Source organism: Chitinophaga sp. (genome assembly GCF_039596455.1).
GTDB lineage: Bacteria > Bacteroidota > Bacteroidia > Chitinophagales > Chitinophagaceae > Chitinophaga.
This window is the reverse complement of record NZ_JBCNJR010000002.1, coordinates 343,991-361,285: the sequence shown is the minus strand read 5'-3', so window position 1 is coordinate 361,285 and position 17,295 is coordinate 343,991. Positions and strand designations below refer to the sequence as shown.

The 17,295-nt window shown below is 51.8% G+C and carries 19 protein-coding genes and 2 tRNA genes; 10 read left to right on the top strand and 11 right to left on the bottom strand.

What is annotated here, in order from left to right; genetic code table 11:
• Positions 1 to 12: 12 nt before the first annotated feature.
• Positions 13 to 876: a sugar phosphate isomerase/epimerase family protein gene (locus ABDW36_RS11220; protein WP_343701988.1), complete on the bottom strand. Its 864-nt coding sequence runs from the start codon at positions 874 to 876 to the stop codon at positions 13 to 15.
• Positions 877 to 993: 117 nt separating this feature from the next.
• Between ABDW36_RS11220 and pyrF the strand changes: the two genes are divergently transcribed.
• Positions 994 to 1,797, top strand: coding sequence for an orotidine-5'-phosphate decarboxylase (gene pyrF, locus ABDW36_RS11215; protein WP_343701987.1), 804 nt, complete (start codon positions 994 to 996; stop codon positions 1,795 to 1,797).
• Between the two features lie 73 nt (positions 1,798 to 1,870).
• Here the strand turns inward: pyrF and ABDW36_RS11210 are convergent, their stop codons facing one another.
• Positions 1,871 to 2,302, bottom strand: a complete 432-nt coding sequence (locus ABDW36_RS11210; RefSeq protein ID WP_343701986.1) for a YciI family protein — start codon at positions 2,300 to 2,302, stop codon at positions 1,871 to 1,873.
• 78 nt (positions 2,303 to 2,380) lie between these two features.
• On the opposite strand from ABDW36_RS11210, the gene ABDW36_RS11205 reads away from it, so the two are divergent.
• Together ABDW36_RS11205 and ABDW36_RS11200 are read left to right on the top strand one after the other, a co-directional pair.
• Positions 2,381 to 3,559, top strand: coding sequence for an acyl-CoA dehydrogenase family protein (locus tag ABDW36_RS11205; RefSeq protein WP_343701985.1), 1,179 nt, complete (start codon positions 2,381 to 2,383; stop codon positions 3,557 to 3,559).
• A gap of 21 nt (positions 3,560 to 3,580) precedes the next feature.
• Positions 3,581 to 4,579, top strand: a complete 999-nt coding sequence (locus tag ABDW36_RS11200; protein WP_343701984.1) for an FAD:protein FMN transferase — start codon at positions 3,581 to 3,583, stop codon at positions 4,577 to 4,579.
• Between the two features lie 219 nt (positions 4,580 to 4,798).
• Here ABDW36_RS11200 and ABDW36_RS11195 read toward each other — a convergent pair whose 3' ends face one another.
• From ABDW36_RS11195 to ABDW36_RS11180, 4 genes are all read right to left on the bottom strand, one after another.
• Positions 4,799 to 5,428 carry an outer membrane beta-barrel protein gene (locus ABDW36_RS11195; RefSeq protein WP_343701983.1) on the bottom strand — a complete coding sequence of 210 codons (630 nt, stop codon included), beginning with the start codon at positions 5,426 to 5,428 and terminating at the stop codon, positions 4,799 to 4,801.
• Between the two features lie 32 nt (positions 5,429 to 5,460).
• Positions 5,461 to 6,102, bottom strand: a complete 642-nt coding sequence (locus ABDW36_RS11190; RefSeq protein ID WP_343701982.1) for a DUF4136 domain-containing protein — start codon at positions 6,100 to 6,102, stop codon at positions 5,461 to 5,463.
• A gap of 342 nt (positions 6,103 to 6,444) precedes the next feature.
• A complete protein-coding gene (locus ABDW36_RS11185) occupies positions 6,445 to 7,086 on the bottom strand; it encodes an HAD family phosphatase (RefSeq protein WP_343701981.1) in 642 nt (213 codons plus the stop codon).
• A 65-nt stretch (positions 7,087 to 7,151) separates the two neighbouring features.
• Positions 7,152 to 8,456: a DUF2130 domain-containing protein gene (locus ABDW36_RS11180; protein WP_343701980.1), complete on the bottom strand. Its 1,305-nt coding sequence runs from the start codon at positions 8,454 to 8,456 to the stop codon at positions 7,152 to 7,154.
• Between the two features lie 9 nt (positions 8,457 to 8,465).
• On the opposite strand from ABDW36_RS11180, the gene ABDW36_RS11175 reads away from it, so the two are divergent.
• Genes ABDW36_RS11175 through ABDW36_RS11165 form a run of 3 tightly spaced genes read left to right on the top strand, consistent with a single transcriptional unit; the run spans position 8,466 to position 9,753 of the window.
• Positions 8,466 to 8,855 carry a hypothetical protein gene (locus ABDW36_RS11175; RefSeq protein ID WP_343701979.1) on the top strand — a complete coding sequence of 130 codons (390 nt, stop codon included), beginning with the start codon at positions 8,466 to 8,468 and terminating at the stop codon, positions 8,853 to 8,855.
• Positions 8,856 to 8,877: 22 nt separating this feature from the next.
• Positions 8,878 to 9,441 carry a hypothetical protein gene (locus ABDW36_RS11170; protein ID WP_343701978.1) on the top strand — a complete coding sequence of 188 codons (564 nt, stop codon included), beginning with the start codon at positions 8,878 to 8,880 and terminating at the stop codon, positions 9,439 to 9,441.
• Positions 9,442 to 9,444: 3 nt separating this feature from the next.
• Positions 9,445 to 9,753: a helix-turn-helix transcriptional regulator gene (locus ABDW36_RS11165; RefSeq protein ID WP_343701977.1), complete on the top strand. Its 309-nt coding sequence runs from the start codon at positions 9,445 to 9,447 to the stop codon at positions 9,751 to 9,753.
• An 84-nt stretch (positions 9,754 to 9,837) separates the two neighbouring features.
• Here ABDW36_RS11165 and ABDW36_RS11160 read toward each other — a convergent pair.
• Both ABDW36_RS11160 and ABDW36_RS11155 read right to left on the bottom strand, forming a co-directional pair.
• A tRNA-Leu gene (locus tag ABDW36_RS11160) sits at positions 9,838 to 9,921 on the bottom strand.
• A gap of 52 nt (positions 9,922 to 9,973) precedes the next feature.
• Entirely contained in the window at positions 9,974 to 11,116 is a 1,143-nt protein-coding gene (locus ABDW36_RS11155; protein ID WP_343701976.1) for a HAMP domain-containing sensor histidine kinase, read from the bottom strand.
• 128 nt (positions 11,117 to 11,244) lie between these two features.
• Here ABDW36_RS11155 and ABDW36_RS11150 point away from each other — a divergent pair, with 128 nt between their 5' ends.
• Both ABDW36_RS11150 and ABDW36_RS11145 read left to right on the top strand, forming a co-directional pair.
• Entirely contained in the window at positions 11,245 to 12,285 is a 1,041-nt protein-coding gene (locus tag ABDW36_RS11150) for a glycosyltransferase family 2 protein (RefSeq protein WP_343701975.1), read from the top strand.
• 59 nt (positions 12,286 to 12,344) lie between these two features.
• Positions 12,345 to 12,539 carry a hypothetical protein gene (locus ABDW36_RS11145; protein WP_343701974.1) on the top strand — a complete coding sequence of 65 codons (195 nt, stop codon included), beginning with the start codon at positions 12,345 to 12,347 and terminating at the stop codon, positions 12,537 to 12,539.
• Positions 12,540 to 13,167: 628 nt separating this feature from the next.
• On the opposite strand, the gene ABDW36_RS11140 is transcribed toward ABDW36_RS11145, so the two are convergent.
• Positions 13,168 to 13,240 (bottom strand) — tRNA-Gly (locus tag ABDW36_RS11140).
• Between the two features lie 164 nt (positions 13,241 to 13,404).
• On the opposite strand from ABDW36_RS11140, the gene ABDW36_RS11135 reads away from it, so the two are divergent.
• Complete coding sequence (locus ABDW36_RS11135; protein WP_343701973.1) at positions 13,405 to 14,667, top strand: DUF6786 family protein; 1,263 nt, start codon at positions 13,405 to 13,407, stop codon at positions 14,665 to 14,667.
• Here the strand turns inward: ABDW36_RS11135 and ABDW36_RS11130 are convergent.
• Together ABDW36_RS11130 and ribD are read right to left on the bottom strand one after the other, a co-directional pair.
• The gene (locus ABDW36_RS11130) at positions 14,651 to 15,250 is read right to left on the bottom strand and encodes a YigZ family protein (protein WP_343701972.1); all 600 of its coding nucleotides are present in this window, start codon (positions 15,248 to 15,250) and stop codon (positions 14,651 to 14,653) included. The genes ABDW36_RS11135 and ABDW36_RS11130 overlap by 17 nt on opposite strands.
• Before the next feature lie 3 nt (positions 15,251 to 15,253).
• Complete coding sequence (ribD, locus tag ABDW36_RS11125; RefSeq protein WP_343701971.1) at positions 15,254 to 16,273, bottom strand: bifunctional diaminohydroxyphosphoribosylaminopyrimidine deaminase/5-amino-6-(5-phosphoribosylamino)uracil reductase RibD; 1,020 nt, start codon at positions 16,271 to 16,273, stop codon at positions 15,254 to 15,256.
• Between the two features lie 100 nt (positions 16,274 to 16,373).
• Between ribD and prmC the strand changes: the two genes are divergently transcribed.
• Entirely contained in the window at positions 16,374 to 17,228 is an 855-nt protein-coding gene (prmC, locus tag ABDW36_RS11120) for a peptide chain release factor N(5)-glutamine methyltransferase (protein WP_343701970.1), read from the top strand.
• Positions 17,229 to 17,295: the final 67 nt, after the last annotated feature.

The window sequence follows — 17,295 nt, the reverse complement described above, 5'->3', positions numbered from 1 at the left end:
GATGTTGATTGTTTACCGGTAAGCCTGCTGCAGCTGGCCGCGCAGGTAGGCCAGCGCAGAGCGGCATTCCTCTTTCATGTCTTTCCAGCGGCACTCAATAGTGATATTCCCTTTGTAGCCCGCTTTTTTCAACTCGGCCAGGTACGGCACAAAGTCGTCCGGCTGCGTGCCCGGCGCCCGGCGGTCTTCTTTTTCCGCAATATGGCAGTGCACCAGGTAGGGCGCGGCCGCCGCAATGGCTGCCGGCGCTTCATTCTCCTTCTTCATATGATAAATGTCTGCCGTGATCCTGAAATTGGGATGGTTCACCGCCTTCACAATGTCTGTAACCATGGCCAGGGTATTAACGAAATTATCTTCCGTTCTGTTCAGGTTCTCGATGGCAATGATACGGTCATACTTGGCCGCTACCACGGCCATTTTGCGGGAAATAGCTATCAGCTGGCGCTTTGCTTCTTCAGGGTCCTGGCCGTCTTCCAGCTGCCGGGCCCCGGCGCTGCCAAACACAATAATGCGTACCCCTGCCTGGCGGGCGCGCTGCATCAGCGTATCCACATACCCCAGTATTACCTGCTCGTTGGCCGTTGGGCCTATCAGGCGCACCGTACCGGGTAAGAACAGGTTGCAGCTGGGCACCCTGAGCTGCATTTTTTCCATGCGCGCCAGTGTGCGCTCCCACGTAGTGTCTGGCACGGCGGGGCCAAACAGCTTGCGCGCCCCTTCCTCTATGTAATCAAATCCCGCTGCTTTCAGCAGGCTGTCATTTTCCATGGAAGTGGCTACGCCTATACGGGGCAGCTGCGCCTGTAGTGCATTCGATTGCAAAAAAAGTGCGGAGGAAAAGAGAAAAAGGGTAAGAAATAAGAGCCGTTTCATGGAATTGTTGCTTTTTCGATAACTGTGGATGAGGAAAAATTAAGAACTAAAATTGGAAAATCAAAATCGGGTTTTGGTAAAAATGCATGAAATTCGCGGCTAATTGCAATTTATACTATGAACAGACAGGACTTGGTGCAACTTATCAGGGAGCGGAAATCTTACCTTTGTATTGGACTGGATACGGACATTCAAAAGATTCCCAAACACCTGTTATCCCACGCAGACCCCATCTTTGCCTTCAACAAGGCCATTATTGACGCTACCAAAGACCTTTGTGTGGCCTACAAGATCAACACGGCATTTTACGAATGCCAGGGCATCCGCGGCTGGGAAAGCCTGCAACGCACGGTGGAATACATCCCGGAAAATATTTTTACCATTGCCGACGCCAAGCGCGGAGACATTGGCAACACCTCTACCTACTACGCCAAAACGTTTTTCGAGACCTACGGCTTTGATTCCGTAACGGTAGCGCCGTACATGGGGCGTGACAGCGTGGAGCCTTTCCTTGCTTTCCCCGGCAAATGGGCTATTGTACTGGGTCTCACCTCCAATGCCGGCAGTGCTGACTTTCAGCAGCTCACCACCGGCAATGCCCGGTTATACGAGACAGTAATGACCACCACCGCCGCCTGGGGCAGCGCAGACAACATGATGTTTGTAGTAGGCGCCACGCAGGCCGCTGCAGTAGCGGACATCCGGAAGCTGGTACCAGACCACTTTTTCCTGGTACCGGGCGTGGGCGCACAAGGCGGCAGCCTGAAAGAGATTTCCGAAAAAGGGATGAATAACGATATAGGGCTGCTGGTGAACGCCAGCCGCGCTGTGATATACGCCGGTAACGGCGAGCAATTTGCTGAAGATGCCAGGGCCGCGGCGCTGGCTTACCAGCAGGAGATGGCGCAATATATTAAGTGATGACGCGAAAATGGCACATCGGATAACGATGTAAAATATTTTAACGAAAGGGAGCCGGGAAGCGCTCCCTTTTTTATTTAAACAGGCAGTTCTCTACCGTCCACCAGGGTTTGATCTCATACTTTAGCCGCCCCGTTACAATAGCCGTATCTGGCTCAATCAGGGATACCACTTCCAGACTGTCTTTACAATCCATGATATATATGCCGCGCAAGGTGCCGGTATCTCCAAAAGGACCGGCCACCAGCAGCTTGCCTGCGTCTGCCAGGCGGCGGATGTGGCTCATGTGCTTTTCCTGCACCAGCGCTTCGGTTACGGCGTCCTGCTGTTTGACGGCGCCCCTTTTCAGGAATACCATCCAGTATTTTTTCACCTGCATATGCTGCACGGAATCTTGTTTATCGATAATAGCGGCGGCAGAGCGGCCGGTCCTTTCAGGTAAATAGCTGGCTATAAAAATGATCAGGAATACTGCCAATAAAAACACAGGTAACAGTTTGGCCATACACTCAGATTTGCTCGCCCTAAGGTAGTAAATCTCCGTAATTCCGTAAATTGGGAACATCCTCTAAAAATATCAGCCATGCAGCAGGACATGTTTCAATCGCCCGACTATTTTCTCATTGACGAATTATTGACCGAAGAGCACAAACTGGTGCGTGAAGCTGTGCGGCAATGGGTGAAGCAGGAAATCTCCCCCGTTATCGACGGCTATTGCCAGCGCGCGGAATTTCCTTCGCAGATCATTCCGGGCCTGGGCCGGCTGGGCTGCTTTGGCCCCACCATTCCTGCGGCCTACGGTGGCGGCGGGCTGGATTATATTGCATACGGCCTGATGATGCAGGAGCTGGAGCGGGGAGACAGCGGCGTGCGCTCCACTGCCTCCGTACAAGGCTCCCTGGTGATGCACCCCATTCACAGCTTTGGCAGCGAAGAGCAGAAGAAACGCTGGCTGCCCCGCCTGGCCACCGGGGAATTGATGGGCTGCTTCGGCCTCACGGAGCCAGACTTTGGCTCCAACCCCGCCGGTATGCTCACCTATTTTGATGATGACGGAGACCATGTACGCCTGAACGGCGCCAAAATGTGGATCTCCAACGCCCCCTTTGCAGACATTGCCCTGGTATGGGCCAAAGACCCTGAGGGCAAGATACGCGGACTGATAGTAGAACGCGGCATGGAAGGGTTTTCCACCCCTGAAACAAAAGGCAAATGGAGCCTGCGGGCCAGCGCTACGGGAGAGCTGGTGCTTGACAACGTGCGCGTGCCCAAAACCAATATACTGCCGGATGCTCGCGGGCTGAAGGCGCCCCTCTCCTGCCTTTCCTCCGCCCGCTACGGCATTGCCTGGGGCGCTATTGGCGCGGCTATGGACTGTTATGACACAGCCCTGCGCTACGCCAGGGAGCGGGTGCAGTTTGACCGGCCCATTGGCGGTTTTCAGCTCATCCAGAAAAAACTGGCGGAAATGATCACAGACATCACCAAGGCACAGCTCATGAACTGGCGGCTGGGCGTGCTCCGGAACGAAGGCAAGGCCACACCGGAGCAGATCTCCATGGCCAAACGCAACGCCTGCGAAACAGCGGTGCACATAGCGCGTGAAGCGCGCCAGATACTGGGCGCCATGGGCATTTCAGGAGCATACCCCATTATGCGCCACATGATGAACCTCGAGAGCGTGATCACCTATGAAGGCACCCATGAAGTGCATTTGCTGATCACCGGCATGGACATCACCGGTTTCAACGCATTTTCCTGAAGCTTTTATTATTTTGTGCGCATGAAAGCAACAGCCTTGCTCCTGATATGCAGTGTATGCCTTACAGTTAGTGCCGGGGCGCAGCGCCTCGTCACTTTCCAGGGAAAGGCACAGGGCACCTACTACATTGTTAAATACCTGGGAGAAGATTCCATATCGCTCCAGCCTGATGTGGAAAGTATTTTCCGGGAGATAGACCGCTCCCTGTCACTCTATCTCCCCGGCTCGCTGATCAACCGTTTTAACAAGGGCCAGCAGGTGGTGATGGACGATCATATGCGTACCGTGGTGAAAAAGGCGCAAGAGGTGAGCCGCCTTACCAACGGCCTGTTTGATATTACCGTAAAACCGCTGGTAGACCTCTGGGGCTTCGGCGTGGTGCGCCACAGCAAGGGCCAGCCGTCGGCTGCAGACATCCGCCGAACGCTGCAGGTGGTAGACTACCGCCTGTTAACGGTACGCTCCCGCTACCTGATCAAAAAAAAGTCCGGCGTGGAAATAGACTGCAACGGTATTGCACAGGGTTTTACATCTGACGTGGTGGGGCGCTTCCTGCTGTCAAGAGGTATCCGCAACTTCCTGGTAGATGTGGGTGGAGAGCTGGTAGCTTCCGGCTTAAATGCACAGGGCCAGCCCTGGAGCGTGGGCATAGAACGGCCTTCCGAAACAGACAGCCTGCAGGGCCCGGAACAGGCCATACTCCGGCTGAAAAACCGGGCGGTGGCCACCAGCGGCAATTACCGGCGTTTCTTTGACGAAGGCGGTACCCGCTTTGCCCACACTATTCACCCGCGTACCGGCCAGGCCGTACATAACAACATCATCACCGTTACCGTTACCGCGCCTGACGCTATTACGGCAGACGCTTATGATAATGCGCTGATATTACTGGGTGTTGACGAAGGGCTGACCTTTATTGCCCGCCATCCCAAACTGCAGCTGGGCGCATATTATGTGTACAAAGACGAAGATGGCAAGATCAGGGAAAAATACTCTCCCGGCTTCTTTGCCACAGAATAAAATACTCTGCACTGAAAGTGCAGAGGTTTGGGGCCGGACTGAAAGTCCTGCACCCAGGTAAATCTTAGACCGTTTTTTGCTGCTCAATAGATTTTCTCGCATTACTAAAGCCCTTGCACTAAAGTGCATAGTTTTAACTAACGGTCGAGACCAATAAACAAGGGCCGCCCCTGCGGGCAGCCCCTTCCTTTCTCACATGTTCCGTTGTTAATGTTTGGTCTACTGGATATGGAACTTCAATCCAATATTTGCCTGTATCGAGTTAAAATTGCTGATCTCCTGCACTTTGAACGGTGCATAGTTGTACTGCACATTGGCATTCAGCATGACGGGTGAATATTTGCCGAAAGGAACGTTGATGCCCAGCTCAGGACTTACCTGGAAGGCCCATTTGTTCTCTCTCTCCACAAACTCGCCCCAGAATTTTTCGTAGTTCATATTGGCCGTACCAATGCCAAGGCCGCCGTAAGGGATCACCCTTGCTTCAGGGCCGGCAAAATTATACTGTACAGTGGCCAGGATGGGAATGGTCTGCAACGTATGCGTTTGTACGGCAGACACATCTTCTCCTTTGCCAGGGTACACCGCGCGGGGAAATCTTTCATAAAAATCAGCGAACCCTACCTTGGCGCCCAGGCTCAGCTTGTCATTCAGCGCATACTGGAAACCTGCCTGCCACCCGCGGAAGCTGGTTTTGCTGGCGTAATCACTCAGGGAGCCAAACGGCTGCGCAATGGAATAGTTCAGGTTGAAGGAAAAAGGCGGACGGCTGCTACTGCTTTGCGCAAACGCGCTGCTCACGCCCAGCGAGCCGATCAGGATCAATATGATGGTTTTAATACTTTTCATTGTTGTAGTTTTTATTCGTTTAGCTTGACCAATCAGTTACCGGAGGCCTTCAGATAAGGGCTCTGGTCAAATATTGCCGCTGTCATGGAATCCAGGTTGCCGCTGTTCCATACGCCGGTACCGCGGAACATGGCGTTCCATATGGCAGACAGCTGGTTGTTCTCTTTCGGCGCGTTTTTCAGGTCTACCATGTCTATAGCCACAGACCGTTCGTTGTAACGGAACACCGTGTAGTAACCCGGGAACCAGTAGTTCCAGCCGGGGTAGCCCCAGTAGCCGGTATCCCAGTAACCAGGCCAGCCGGTCCACCACCCGGGGTTGTACCCGATGGCGCTCTGGGCATTGTCTATACGTGTTACGTTCACCGCCAGATCAGGCTTGGCGTTTTTGTCTACCAGGGTGTAGCCCCTTGCCTGCAGGGAACTTTTGAGGTTGCCCAGCAATTTGACATCATAATCCGTCAGTTCTTTTTTAGAATCCCTGTTGCTGATAACGGCAACTGAATCCACTATGCTGAAAGTTTTGTAAGTGGTGAAATCGGCCTGCTCATCGTAGTTGGTAACATAGATCCGTGATTCCTCTTCGGTCATGTCATTGAGCGGTTCTTTTCTGCAACTGCTGAACAACAGGGCGCCAACGGCAATTGCACTTAAAATCATTCCTGTTCTTTTCATATGTGTTAATTTTTTACCCGTGATTGATCTTTGGCCGGAAGATGCGGTCCGTTTACAACGGACCTGCATCAACATGCTCCCCCGTTCCTCACTTGTTCAATTGCACATTTTCTCTCTTCACTGTTTCACGAAAACCGCACTTCAACACATTACCGCTTTCACATCATTCCATCTCACTTCCGACCTTCCTTTTATTGAACGCTATAGACAGGAGAATGTTACTGCTCGTTTACAGCAGAAAAGTTAAAATCAACTTAACGAAATGTTAAATCAAAAACCGCACCGGGTACGATACATGGGGCATTTTAAATATATAAGGAGAGAGTACAATATTATTTCCTGCTACGCAGAAAGTTGCTGCTGGTTATTGAGGATGCCGCGTTGCTCCAGGGCGGCCAGCAATTGCGCCGGTGATTCAAAAAGAATGCTTTCTATGCCAAATTTTTCGGCTGCTTTTACGTTGCGGATGTTATCATCTATAAAAACGGTGGCGTTTTTATTCACGCTGTAACGGTCCAGCAAAAGCTGATAAAAATCAGCATGCGGCTTACGGAGTTTTTCTTTGCCTGATACCAGAATACCGTCAAACCACTGGAGCCATTCATATTCCATGAGGGCAATAGGAAATGTTTCGTTAGACCAGTTGGTGAGCGCGTAGAGTTTGAAGTGCCCGCTGTCTTTCAGCCGCCGCAATATTTCCACGGTACCTGCAATAGGGCCCGCCAGCATTTCACGCCAACGTCCGTAATAGGCGCGTATCTGCGCTTCAAACTCCGGGTGGCGGGCAACCAGCATCTCCGTTCCGTCCTGCAGGCTGCGGCCGGCGTCCTGCTCTTCGTTCCAGTCTGCCGTGCAGATGTGTTCCAGGAAGTGCTCGGTCTCTTCAGGTGTAGCAAATATCTTTTTATAGAGATAACGCGGATTCCAGTCTACCAGCACGGCGCCCAGGTCGAATATTACGGATTGATAAGCGTGGTTCTTCATAAACATAAATGTAGGGTGCCGCAAGGTAGTATCCAAGCATTTATATAGAAATATTTTATAAAATGTTAATCTTCCGGGCCGCCAAGCAGCGCTTCAGCCGCATCGTCCAGCAACTGGAGGTCTACAGAATCACTGCCGGCAATGCCTTCAATAGAGCCTTTGATATGAGCGGCGTTCAGTAACACCTTCTCCAATTGTTTTTCCCGCGCTTTCCAGAGTTTTTCCATGGCTTCCCGCTCTTTCTGGATAGACAGTTTCATGGAGCGGAACCCTTCCCTGATAGCGCTCCACTGCTCTGCAAACTCACCACTGGTGAGATAGTGGTAGAGCAGCTGCATTTTATCGCCTTTATTGTCTTGCGACTTGGCTACGTTGTACACTTTCAGGATGGCGTCCCGCAGTACGTAGGTAAGGCTCTTCACTTCATGGAAGGAGCAAACCCATACCCCGTCTTTTTCTCCGAAGCGGTCCATTTCCTTTGGCATGGTTTGCGTTACCAGCACGGCCACGTCAGCGCCCTGGCTGCGCATGTCTGACTTCAGCTTTTCAATCCATTCCCTTTCAAAGCCCTTGGTGCGTTTGCTTTCATAGATGATCTTCCCGCACTCTTGGCCAAACTGGTTGCGCACCGTCTGGATGCAATCTGCCCCCCGCACGCCTTTGCCTACTTCAGATACGGCATCAAAGGGAAAAGTACTGCGCAGCATTTCTTCCAGCGCCAGCTCCTGCACTTCGCCCTGCAACTGCATGGAGCCTTGCTCCGCCTTGCGGCGCATTTCTTCCGCGAGGCGGCGCTGGTCTTCCAGCTGCTTTTCCATTTCCTTCAGCTTCATCTGGTATTCCGTGTCTTTCAGGCTGCTGCGCTCAGACTCTTCACGGCGTATCTGTTCCATCAGCCTGGCGCGTTCTTCCATCATCTGTTTCTGCAGCTTGATTTCCAGCTCTTCTTCCTTGTTCTGCAGTTCCTGCGTTTTACGCATGAACTCCAATTGGGCCAGCCTGGCCTCTTTCAGCTTTTCTTCGTTCTCGTGCTGCGCTTCACGCATTACGCGAAGCTGGTTTTCATACTCTGCGGACAGGTTTTTGCGGATGTTGTCAGACAGCGATTCCTGCAGTTTTATTTTCTCCGCCTGAAGGCGTTTGTTCAGCTCTTCCTCCTGCGTGCGGCGGTCTTCCTGCACTTTTTGCTTCTCTAACGCTATTTGCTGGCGCAACTGTTCTACCTCCTGCTTCTGAGCCTGGAGGCCATCCTGCTGTTTACGCCATTCTACCGCCATCTTTGCCCGCATTTCTTTCTCGATGTCCGCTGCAATGGCATCTTCCATTACAAAAAGGTGCTTGCAGTTCGGACAGGTAATTGAAGTTCCCATAGTTTCAACATGAATTATACGCAAAAACCAAAATACAGGCACTGCCGCGCAGTGTATTTGCGTGCTACAAAGTTAGTTGATTTTGATTCCCCGCTCAAAAATTCGGAAAAGCTGAAATATTCTAGGATTTTCACGAAATATTATAGCGTTTATTTTCAGGTTCTGGAAGATGCCTGCAATAATTTTGAAGAGAGGAATAAAGGTGACAAACGGCAAGAAATTTACTTCAAGTATATCGAATGGTTATCTAAAAAGGTCCGTTATTCCTGGCGGATTGTTTTCTTCTCCAGCGGTGCTTCATACCGTTGGTATTTGGGGTTAATTATACGCCCATTTTATGGGCAGCTACACATGACTTTTAAATACGGACCCGCCAGTTTTGGCGGGTCTCTTGTTTAAAGTAACCAGGCGGAGCAAAAAGTTGGCGTTTTTTGATGTTTGTCAGGAGAAATTGTATAACTTTGAAATTAACTTAAAAGTGAATTCAGTTACAGGCAGATTGTTCTTGTATCAGCGTATCAGAAGATTTACATTATACAGTTTTCACGAGACCGGTAAAGCGGAATGTGAGTTTGATGATTTCCTGTCAAGGTATGACACGGCGGCACATGCAGAGAATATCAACAGCATTGCCGCAGTCCTCCGGGAATTTGCACAACGGGGAGTTGACAGAAGAAGGTTCAGACCTAAAGGCGAAGGCCCCGTAGATGCATTGCTGGCCGGCCCCGACAGCTTGCGGTTATACGTAATTCCGTGTTCCAGGAATGCATTGGTCGTAGGCAACGGATGTTTCAAAAATGAAAGGCGATTGCAAGATGCTCCCGAATGTAGAAACGCATGGGAGCTGATGGTGGAGCTGGACAAGGAGCTGAGGAGCAGGATGCAGGAAAAAAGCATTTGCTGGCAGGTGCGTTCAGATGGGGAAGTTGACTACCTTGATTTGACAGGAGATCTGCATTTTGAATTGGGAACACCTAAATTTTAAACCATGGCCACCAAACTTGATGTCATTTACGAGAGAGTACCGGAACACACCAAACTGATGGTGTCAAAGTCTTTCGACATCTCGGAGAGAATCCTGAATGCCCTTGACAGGCGGGGATGGACACAAAAAGACCTGGCAGAGAAACTGTCAAAAAAAGAATCAGAAATAAGCCGATGGATGAAAGGCACCCATAATTTCACCCTGGAAACCATTGCCAAAATAGAGCTGGCATTGGGTGAAACCATACTGGATACCAGCAGGCGGCCAGCTTCCCGGGCCGGGAAGGGACATAAATATCGTAAGAAAGTTTAGTGGGAGAAGAGATAGCCGGGCGGCGCATGGCGCCAATCTTCCGGACAATAAAAAAGGGGAAATTTTGCAATTTCCCCTTTTTAGTGCGGAGGAGGAGATTCGAACTCCCAAGCCCTTTCAGGCACTACCACCTCAAAGTAGCGCGTCTACCAATTTCGCCACCTCCGCGGGTATTAAGGTGTGCAAAAATAAAGCCTTTTTGCAAACAAGCAAATATATTTTATTTCCGGAGCCAGATCCGGAAGGTAGTGCCCTTGTTCGGCTCTGACCATTTCACCGTTAGCCGGCCCTTGTGATAGTCCTGGATGATACGCTTGGCCAGGGATAACCCCAAGCCCCAGCCCCTCTTTTTGGTGCTGAAACCGGGGGTAAATATCTTGTCGTGCAGCCCCTTGGGAACGCCCTTTCCGGTATCTGTCACATCAATCACAATATGGGCGGTATGATTTTCAATTACCACGGAGATCTCGCCGGTGCCTTCCATAGCGTCCAGGGCATTTTTCAGCAGGTTTTCCAGCACCCAGTCAAACAGCGGCGGGGAGATCATGGCCATTACTTCAGGCTCGGTGTTGTGCAGGGAAAAAGTTACTTTCTGCGGCGCCCGTTTGCGGATGTAGGCCATCATGTTTTCCACCTGGGCCACCAGGTTGCGCTCCTCCAGGTGGGGCACGCTGCCTATCTTCGAGAACCGGTCTGTAATGAGCTTCAGCCTGTCTACGTCTTTGGCCAGCTCCGTTACCAGCGGAAGGTTCTCATTATTCTCCCGCAATATTTCCAGCCAGGCCTCCATAGAAGAAAGCGGCGTGCCCAGCTGGTGGGCCGTTTCCTTGGCCAGCCCTACCCACACCTGGTTCTGGGTAGCCCGGTTGGTAGAGGAAAGGGCAAACAGCACCACCCCAATGAACAAAGCCACCACCAGCAGCTGGATGTAAGGGTAATACCGCACCTGCTTCAGGATGAGGGAATCTCCGTAATAAATATAGTTGTTGGTTTTGGCGTCTATGGCCATGATAAAAGGCGGGTGCTGCTTTTTGAAATTGGCCAGCTGTTTTTCGAGATAATGAGGGTTATTAGCTACCTCTACGGAGTCCAGGTTGCGGTGGTCAATGATCTTGCCATGATCGTCCGTCAATATCAGGGGAATGGTAGTATTGGTGGTAATGATGGATACGGCCAGGTTCAGGTTGGCATCTTCCGGGGCCTGCAGGAGCTCCCGGTTGGCTTCCACCCAGGTGGCCACATTCTTGGTTTCTTCGTGCTGAATTTTCTCAGACAGGTTGTTCACGAACCAGATGGTGGCCACAATGATCACCACGGCCACTGCTACCAGTGTAAACCTCCAGCCAATATACTGTTTAAACATCTGCTGTTTTATAATGCCACCGCCGGGCGCCCGGCCGTTAACTATCAACTAAATTAATAATATTCGGAGGCTTTGTTGCATATTTGCAACGCTAAAAAATATTTTGTCACGGATTAAACGAATGTCTTTTGACGGTATTGCCTTCGGTAGCGGTAGTTATTCTGAACTGGAACGGAAAAGCTTTTCTGGAGCGCTTCCTCCCCTCCGTATGCGCTTCCCGTTATGACAACCTCGGCATTTACGTGGCAGATAATGCTTCTACTGATGACAGCCTGGCCTACGTAGCTGCGGCCTTTCCGCAGGTGCACATCATCCGCAATGCCAACAACAGCGGTTTTGCCGGCGGGTACAATGAGGCCCTGCGGCATGTGCAGGCAGACATATTCGTACTGCTCAACCAGGATGTAGAGGTAGAACCCGGCTGGATCACCCCGGTTATTGAGCAAATGGAGCGGGACCCGTCTATAGCCGCCTGCCAGCCGAAGCTTCGGGCGTACCACGACAGGGAGCGTTTTGAATATGCCGGGGCGGCAGGCGGTTGGATGGATATCCTGGGTTATACCTTCTGCCGCGGCCGCATACTGTACACCACGGAAACAGACCGGGGCCAGTATGACAATGCGCAGGACATTTTCTGGGCCACCGGAGCCGCCCTCTTCATCCGCTCCCGTTGCTTTTTTGAAGCAGGCGGCTTTGATCCCTTCTTTTTTGCGCATATGGAAGAAGTAGACCTCTGCTGGAGGCTGCAGCGCGCCGGTTACCGCATTTGCTACTGCCCTGGCTCCGTGGTGTACCACGTGGGCGGCGGCAGCCTGCCGCAGGGCAACCCCCGCAAGCTGTACCTCAACTTCCGCAATAACCTCATCATGCTCCGCAAAAACCTGCACTTCCAGGAGCAATGGATCATTTTATCCCAACGCTTCGTGCTGGACCTGCTGGCCGCCTTTAAAAGCCTGGTTTCAGGCAAACCGAAAGACATGATGGCCATTTTCAGGGCGTACCGCGACTATTACCGGTGGCGGCGTACAGAAGAAAAGAAACTGCAGGACGCCCTCCCCCGCAAACGGCTTTACGACCTGCAGGGCGTGTTTCACGGCATCATGATCTGGCGCTATTATTTCCTGCATAAAAAAACGTTCCGCGAGCTGTGGCGGCCAAAGAAGAAATAAACCTCATATTTGGACTTTGTAAATTTCCTTTGTAAGTTTGCGGAGCGAAAAAAATCAATATGGATCATACAGTTGAAAATAAGAACGATTTTACCCGCGACTGGGTCTCTTCCTCCCGTTTCCTTTTCTATTTAAAGCTGGCTTGCGTTCTGGCGTTTTTCCTGGGTGGCTGTTATAAACTTTTCGAACACCGCTACAAAAAGCCGAAAGTGAGCGTTCCGGAAAGCAGCCTGTATGAGCCGAAATACAAATAAGCGATCACTACCTTCTTATAGAAGCCGCGCCTTGGGTGCGGCTTTTTTTATGCCAACCCGCGTTGCTCAATCACAACTGAAAATCAACAATTTACTACCGCCGCCCTGCCGGTTGTGAGCAAAGATTGTTTTGCCAGTATGCCGCCGGGAATTCCGGACCTCCCCGCCTGCCAGACGAAGTTAGCATACCCCTCCGGGCAAAATTTAGCACTACCGGAGAATTATTTAGCTTTTCTGCAGAATGTAGGGCCGCCAGCCGGTAAAAAGACCACTTTGAACGAAGGAATAACGAAGCTTCCCCCGGAGATGAACGAACAAGTAACGAAAAGTTGCTCGTTCGTTACTTGTTCGTTACTCCTTCGTTACTCCTTCGTTGCTCACCGGCCCAAACCCTTGCCAGATAGGGACCTTACTCGTTTTAGGGCGCCCAAATCCGCTACAGGCAAGCGTTTTACCACCTTCATCAACAATTATTCAGGCTGAAAAAAATCAATTTTCCGGTTTTGCATGAAATAAAACAATAAAGTAAGTGAACAGTACCCGGGTGAAAAGGGGTACGATGAAGGAGACCTCAAAATGTGCCGCATAAAAAAAGCCCGGTTGATACAACCAGGCTTTTTGTGTTCTGAGCGGAAGACCGGGCTCGAACCGGCCACCCCGACCTTGGCAAGGTCGTGCTCTACCAAATGAGCTACTTCCGCGTTTGCCGTTTTGGGATTGCAAAAATAGGAAACAGATTGAAATCAGCAAATAATTTTTTCATCCATTGCAAAAAATCCGGAACAACCGTGCAGAACCGCTCTGGCGGCCGTAATTATCCGCTTGTTAAAGGAATTAATGTTTTATACTTGTAAATTATTCAAGCATGGAACTATTCCGCCATATCATGAAAAATTACCTGATCTGCAGCGTTCTGCTGTTGGCAGCTTGTGGCACCGGCCAGCAGCAGCGGCAGCAACAACAACAGCAGGCCAACCAGCAGCAATCCATTTCAAGACCGGAAAATTTTGGCGCGGATGTGGCCTTTTTACAGGGCCATGTGAACACTATTGTGCTGAAAGACAGTACCAGCCAGGCCGCCATTGCTATTGTACCGGCATGGCAGGGCCGGGTAATGACCAGCACAGCGGCGGGAGATGAAGGCCGGAGCCTGGGCTGGCTCAACCATAGCCTGATAGCAGACGGCAAGGTACAGCCGCGCATCAACGCCTACGGCGGGGAAGACCGCTTCTGGCTGGGCCCTGAGGGCAGCCGTAACAGCTTTTATTTTGCTCCCGGAGATACATTTGACCTGAGCCGCTGGCAGGTACCCGCCCCCATTGATACGGAACCTTTCAACGTGGTGCAGCAAAGCCGGGCATCGGTATCTTTTGAAAAGAACATGCAGCTCACCAACTATAAAGGCAATGTGTTTGACATCAAAACCCGCCGCACAGTTACGCTGATTGCCCGCCGGGACATCCGCAACTATCTTGGCCTTGACCTGCACAAAAGCATTCACGCCGTGGCCTTCCACTCCGCCAATACCATCATCAACAACGGTAAGCACAAGTGGGATACGGCGTATGGCATGCCCTCCATCTGGATACTGGGCATGTTCCCCGCCGGGGCCCAAAACACGGTAATGGTGCCGCTGCGTAACGGCCGTACGGTAAACGATGCATATTTCGGGAAAGTACCAGGCAACCGGCTGGTGATAGATGACAGGAACAAGATTGCGTATTTCAGGGCTGACGCCAGCTACCGCAGCAAAATAGGCGTGCGGCAAACAGACTGCTACAATTACCTGGGCAGTTATGACGCGGAGCACAAAGTGCTCACCATTGTGCAATTCACCCTGCCCCGCAACCCGCAACGGTATGTCAATGCCGCGTGGGACCCTTCAGCCGCGCCTTTTGGCGGCGACGTATTGAATGCCTACAACGATGGGCCTCCCGCAGAAGGACAGCCACAATTAGGCCGCTTTTTTGAACTGGAAAGCTCCTCTCCCGCTGCCAGCCTCAAACCCGGCGCTTCACTGGAGCACTACCACCGCACCATTCACCTGCAGGGAGAAGAAAAACGCCTGGGGCCGGTGGTGAAAAAACTGTTTGGCGTTACGCTGGCGGAAATTATGAAGCAGGGCTGACATCCAGGTTATAAATGTCTTTGAGGCGCAGCAAACACAGGTCAAGACTGGCTTTGGGGATGCCGATCTCCATGCTGCAGAATAACTGGAGGTCTTGCTGCAACACGGTGCAGTTATTCTGCTTGACCACCATCATCACTTCGTTCAGGATAGTATAGTCAAAAGACAGTTTATACCGGGCTTCCACGTTCTTTTGCACAGCGGGGATGAGCTGCAATACCAGTGCGCAGGACATTTTATATGCATTAATGAGCCCTGGCACACCCAGCAGGGTGCCGCCGAAATAACGCACCACCACTACCAGCACGTCTGTAAGCTGCTTGCTGTCTATCTGTCCCAGTATGGGTTTACCGGCAGACCCCGAAGGCTCCCCGTCATCTACCGCACGGAACTGCAGCCCGTCTGTGCCCAGCCGGTAAGCATAACAGTGGTGAGTGGCTTTAGGATGCTCTTTTTTCACTTCCTGCAGACATTCTTTCACCTCATCTGTGGTTTTTACGGGGTATGCATATGCGAGGAATTTACTGCCTCTGTCCTTAAACTCCGCTACTGCCTTTCTTTCTATCGTGTAATAAACTTCCATTGTCTAGGTTGATGAAGAACGGGGAATATAAATGGCGATATGATCGCCCATTACATTCTCTTCTTCCAGTAATTGTACATGTCCCGGAACGGGCGCTTTCAGGCCGCCACCCAGCAGTGTGGAGCCGGTGATCACCCGCATTTCGTCCCACAGGCCGCCGTTGATGAAGCTTTGCAGCAGTTTTGCCCCGCCTTCTACCATTACGCTCTGGATGCCGGCATTGTGCAATTCCGCCAGCAGCGCCGGCAGCAGGTTACCGCTCTCAAAGTCCAACGTGATGGTTTGCGGGCGGCCGGCTACTGCGGTAATGAAAAAAGTGGGGGCTTCATTATTCCAGAGGTGGTAATGCGGCGGCACTTTCAGCTCCCGGTCTATTACCAGGCGCACAGGGCTTTTACCCGGCCAGAGGCGTGTGGTAAGCTGGGGATTGTCTGTCAGTGCCGTTTGCGTGCCTATCATAATGCCCATTTCACTGCTGCGCCAGCGGTGTACCAGCCGGTTGGCAAACTTGTTTGAGATACGTACCGGCAAACCGTTTTCCGGAGCTATATACCCGTCTGCAGACTGTGCCCATTTCAACACCACATAGGGCCGCTTTTTCTCATGGTATGTAAAAAAACGGCGGTTGATGCGGCGGCACGCGGCTTCCAGCACACCGGTAGTCACCTCCACCCCTGCCGCCTCCAGTTTGGCAATACCACGGCCGGCAACAGCAGAAAAAGTATCTACACAACCAATTACTACGCGAGGTATTTTCTGTGCTACCAGCAGGTCTGCGCAGGGCGGTGTTTTGCCGTGGTGCGCGCAAGGCTCCAGCGTAACGTACATGGTAGCTTTCGGGATCAGTTCCCGCAAACCCTCCGGCACGCTGTTCACGCAGTTCACTTCCGCATGCGCCTGGCCGTACACACGGTGGTACCCCTCCCCTATGATCTGGCCTTCATGCACCAGCACGGCCCCCACCATGGGGTTAGGGGCCACATGGCCGTTTCCCAGGCGGGCCAGCTGCAAACAGCGTTGCATAAAAAATTCGTGCGGCGGGTGTTCCATGAATGCGTCTGAAATAGCTATGTTTGCAAAAATATTGTTTCGGCGGCTATTTTCCGCTGATGATCTGAAGAACATGACCATTCAATCCGCATTTGCCGGCCTCGTAACAGCCCTCAGACCCATTTACGATGCCCGTGAAGCCGCAAACGTTGCGCACCTGGTAATGGAACATATTACCGGGTTGGGTAAGCTGGACCGTATTGTGCATAAAGACGCCGACCTCTCTCCCGCACAGGAAACCCAATATCAGCAGGCTATGGCCCAACTGCTGGAACACCGCCCCGTACAACACATCACCGGTAAAAGCTGGTTCTACGGGCTGGAACTGATAGTGAGTGACCAGGTGCTGATACCCCGCCCTGAAACAGAAGAGCTGGTAGAATGGATATTGCTTGATCATCCTTCCAAACCGGCGCTCCGCCTGCTTGACGTGGGCACCGGCAGCGGCAGTATTCCCATTGCCCTGAAAAAACAATGGCCCGTGGCAGACGTCTGGGCCATGGACATCAGCGCCTGCGCTATTTCCATTGCCACCCGCAACGCCAGCCTGCAACATACGCCCATCCGCTTTCTGCACCAGGACGTGCTTTCCCCCGATGCCTTCAAGGTGCTGCCTTCCCTGAACATCATCGTCAGCAATCCCCCCTATATTCCCGAACAGGAAAGGGCCGGCATGCAAACACAGGTGGAAGCTTTTGAACCTTCCATTGCCCTGTTTGTTCCGGACAATGACCCGCTGCGCTTTTACCGGGCCATTGCCCTGCTGGCGCTTGAAAAGCTGGAACCGGGCGGCAGGCTGTATTTTGAGATACATGAGTCTTACGGCACGGATGTGGTAGACATGCTGAAACAGAAAGGGTTTGCGGACGTGAAGCTGAAGCAGGACATGTTCGGGAAAGACAGGATGGTGAGGGCCACGAAGAAATAACGGACTGGCAACAAGATAAAAAAGGGCTGTATCATTTTACTGATACAGCCCTTTTCAATGTATGTAA

Bases quoted from the DNA above. Each gene is read 5' to 3' on its own strand.
- ABDW36_RS11185 (WP_343701981.1), bottom strand. From the start codon at position 7,086: ATGAAGAACCACGCTTATCAATCCGTAATATTCGACCTGGGCGCCGTG.
- ABDW36_RS11175 (WP_343701979.1), top strand. From the start codon at position 8,466: ATGAATTATACGCAAAAACCAAAATACAGGCACTGCCGCGCAGTGTAT.
- ABDW36_RS11210 (WP_343701986.1), bottom strand. From the start codon at position 2,302: ATGGCCAAACTGTTACCTGTGTTTTTATTGGCAGTATTCCTGATCATT.
- ABDW36_RS11205 (WP_343701985.1), top strand. From the start codon at position 2,381: ATGCAGCAGGACATGTTTCAATCGCCCGACTATTTTCTCATTGACGAA.
- ABDW36_RS11220 (WP_343701988.1), bottom strand. From the start codon at position 876: ATGAAACGGCTCTTATTTCTTACCCTTTTTCTCTTTTCCTCCGCACTT.
- ABDW36_RS11145 (WP_343701974.1), top strand. From the start codon at position 12,345: ATGGATCATACAGTTGAAAATAAGAACGATTTTACCCGCGACTGGGTC.
- ABDW36_RS11135 (WP_343701973.1), top strand. From the start codon at position 13,405: ATGGAACTATTCCGCCATATCATGAAAAATTACCTGATCTGCAGCGTT.
- pyrF (WP_343701987.1), top strand. From the start codon at position 994: ATGAACAGACAGGACTTGGTGCAACTTATCAGGGAGCGGAAATCTTAC.
- ABDW36_RS11130 (WP_343701972.1), bottom strand. From the start codon at position 15,250: ATGGAAGTTTATTACACGATAGAAAGAAAGGCAGTAGCGGAGTTTAAG.
- ABDW36_RS11200 (WP_343701984.1), top strand. From the start codon at position 3,581: ATGAAAGCAACAGCCTTGCTCCTGATATGCAGTGTATGCCTTACAGTT.
- ABDW36_RS11155 (WP_343701976.1), bottom strand. From the start codon at position 11,116: ATGTTTAAACAGTATATTGGCTGGAGGTTTACACTGGTAGCAGTGGCC.
- ABDW36_RS11195 (WP_343701983.1), bottom strand. From the start codon at position 5,428: ATGAAAAGTATTAAAACCATCATATTGATCCTGATCGGCTCGCTGGGC.
- ABDW36_RS11165 (WP_343701977.1), top strand. From the start codon at position 9,445: ATGGCCACCAAACTTGATGTCATTTACGAGAGAGTACCGGAACACACC.
- prmC (WP_343701970.1), top strand. From the start codon at position 16,374: ATGACCATTCAATCCGCATTTGCCGGCCTCGTAACAGCCCTCAGACCC.
- ribD (WP_343701971.1), bottom strand. From the start codon at position 16,273: ATGCAACGCTGTTTGCAGCTGGCCCGCCTGGGAAACGGCCATGTGGCC.
- ABDW36_RS11180 (WP_343701980.1), bottom strand. From the start codon at position 8,456: ATGGGAACTTCAATTACCTGTCCGAACTGCAAGCACCTTTTTGTAATG.
- ABDW36_RS11190 (WP_343701982.1), bottom strand. From the start codon at position 6,102: ATGAAAAGAACAGGAATGATTTTAAGTGCAATTGCCGTTGGCGCCCTG.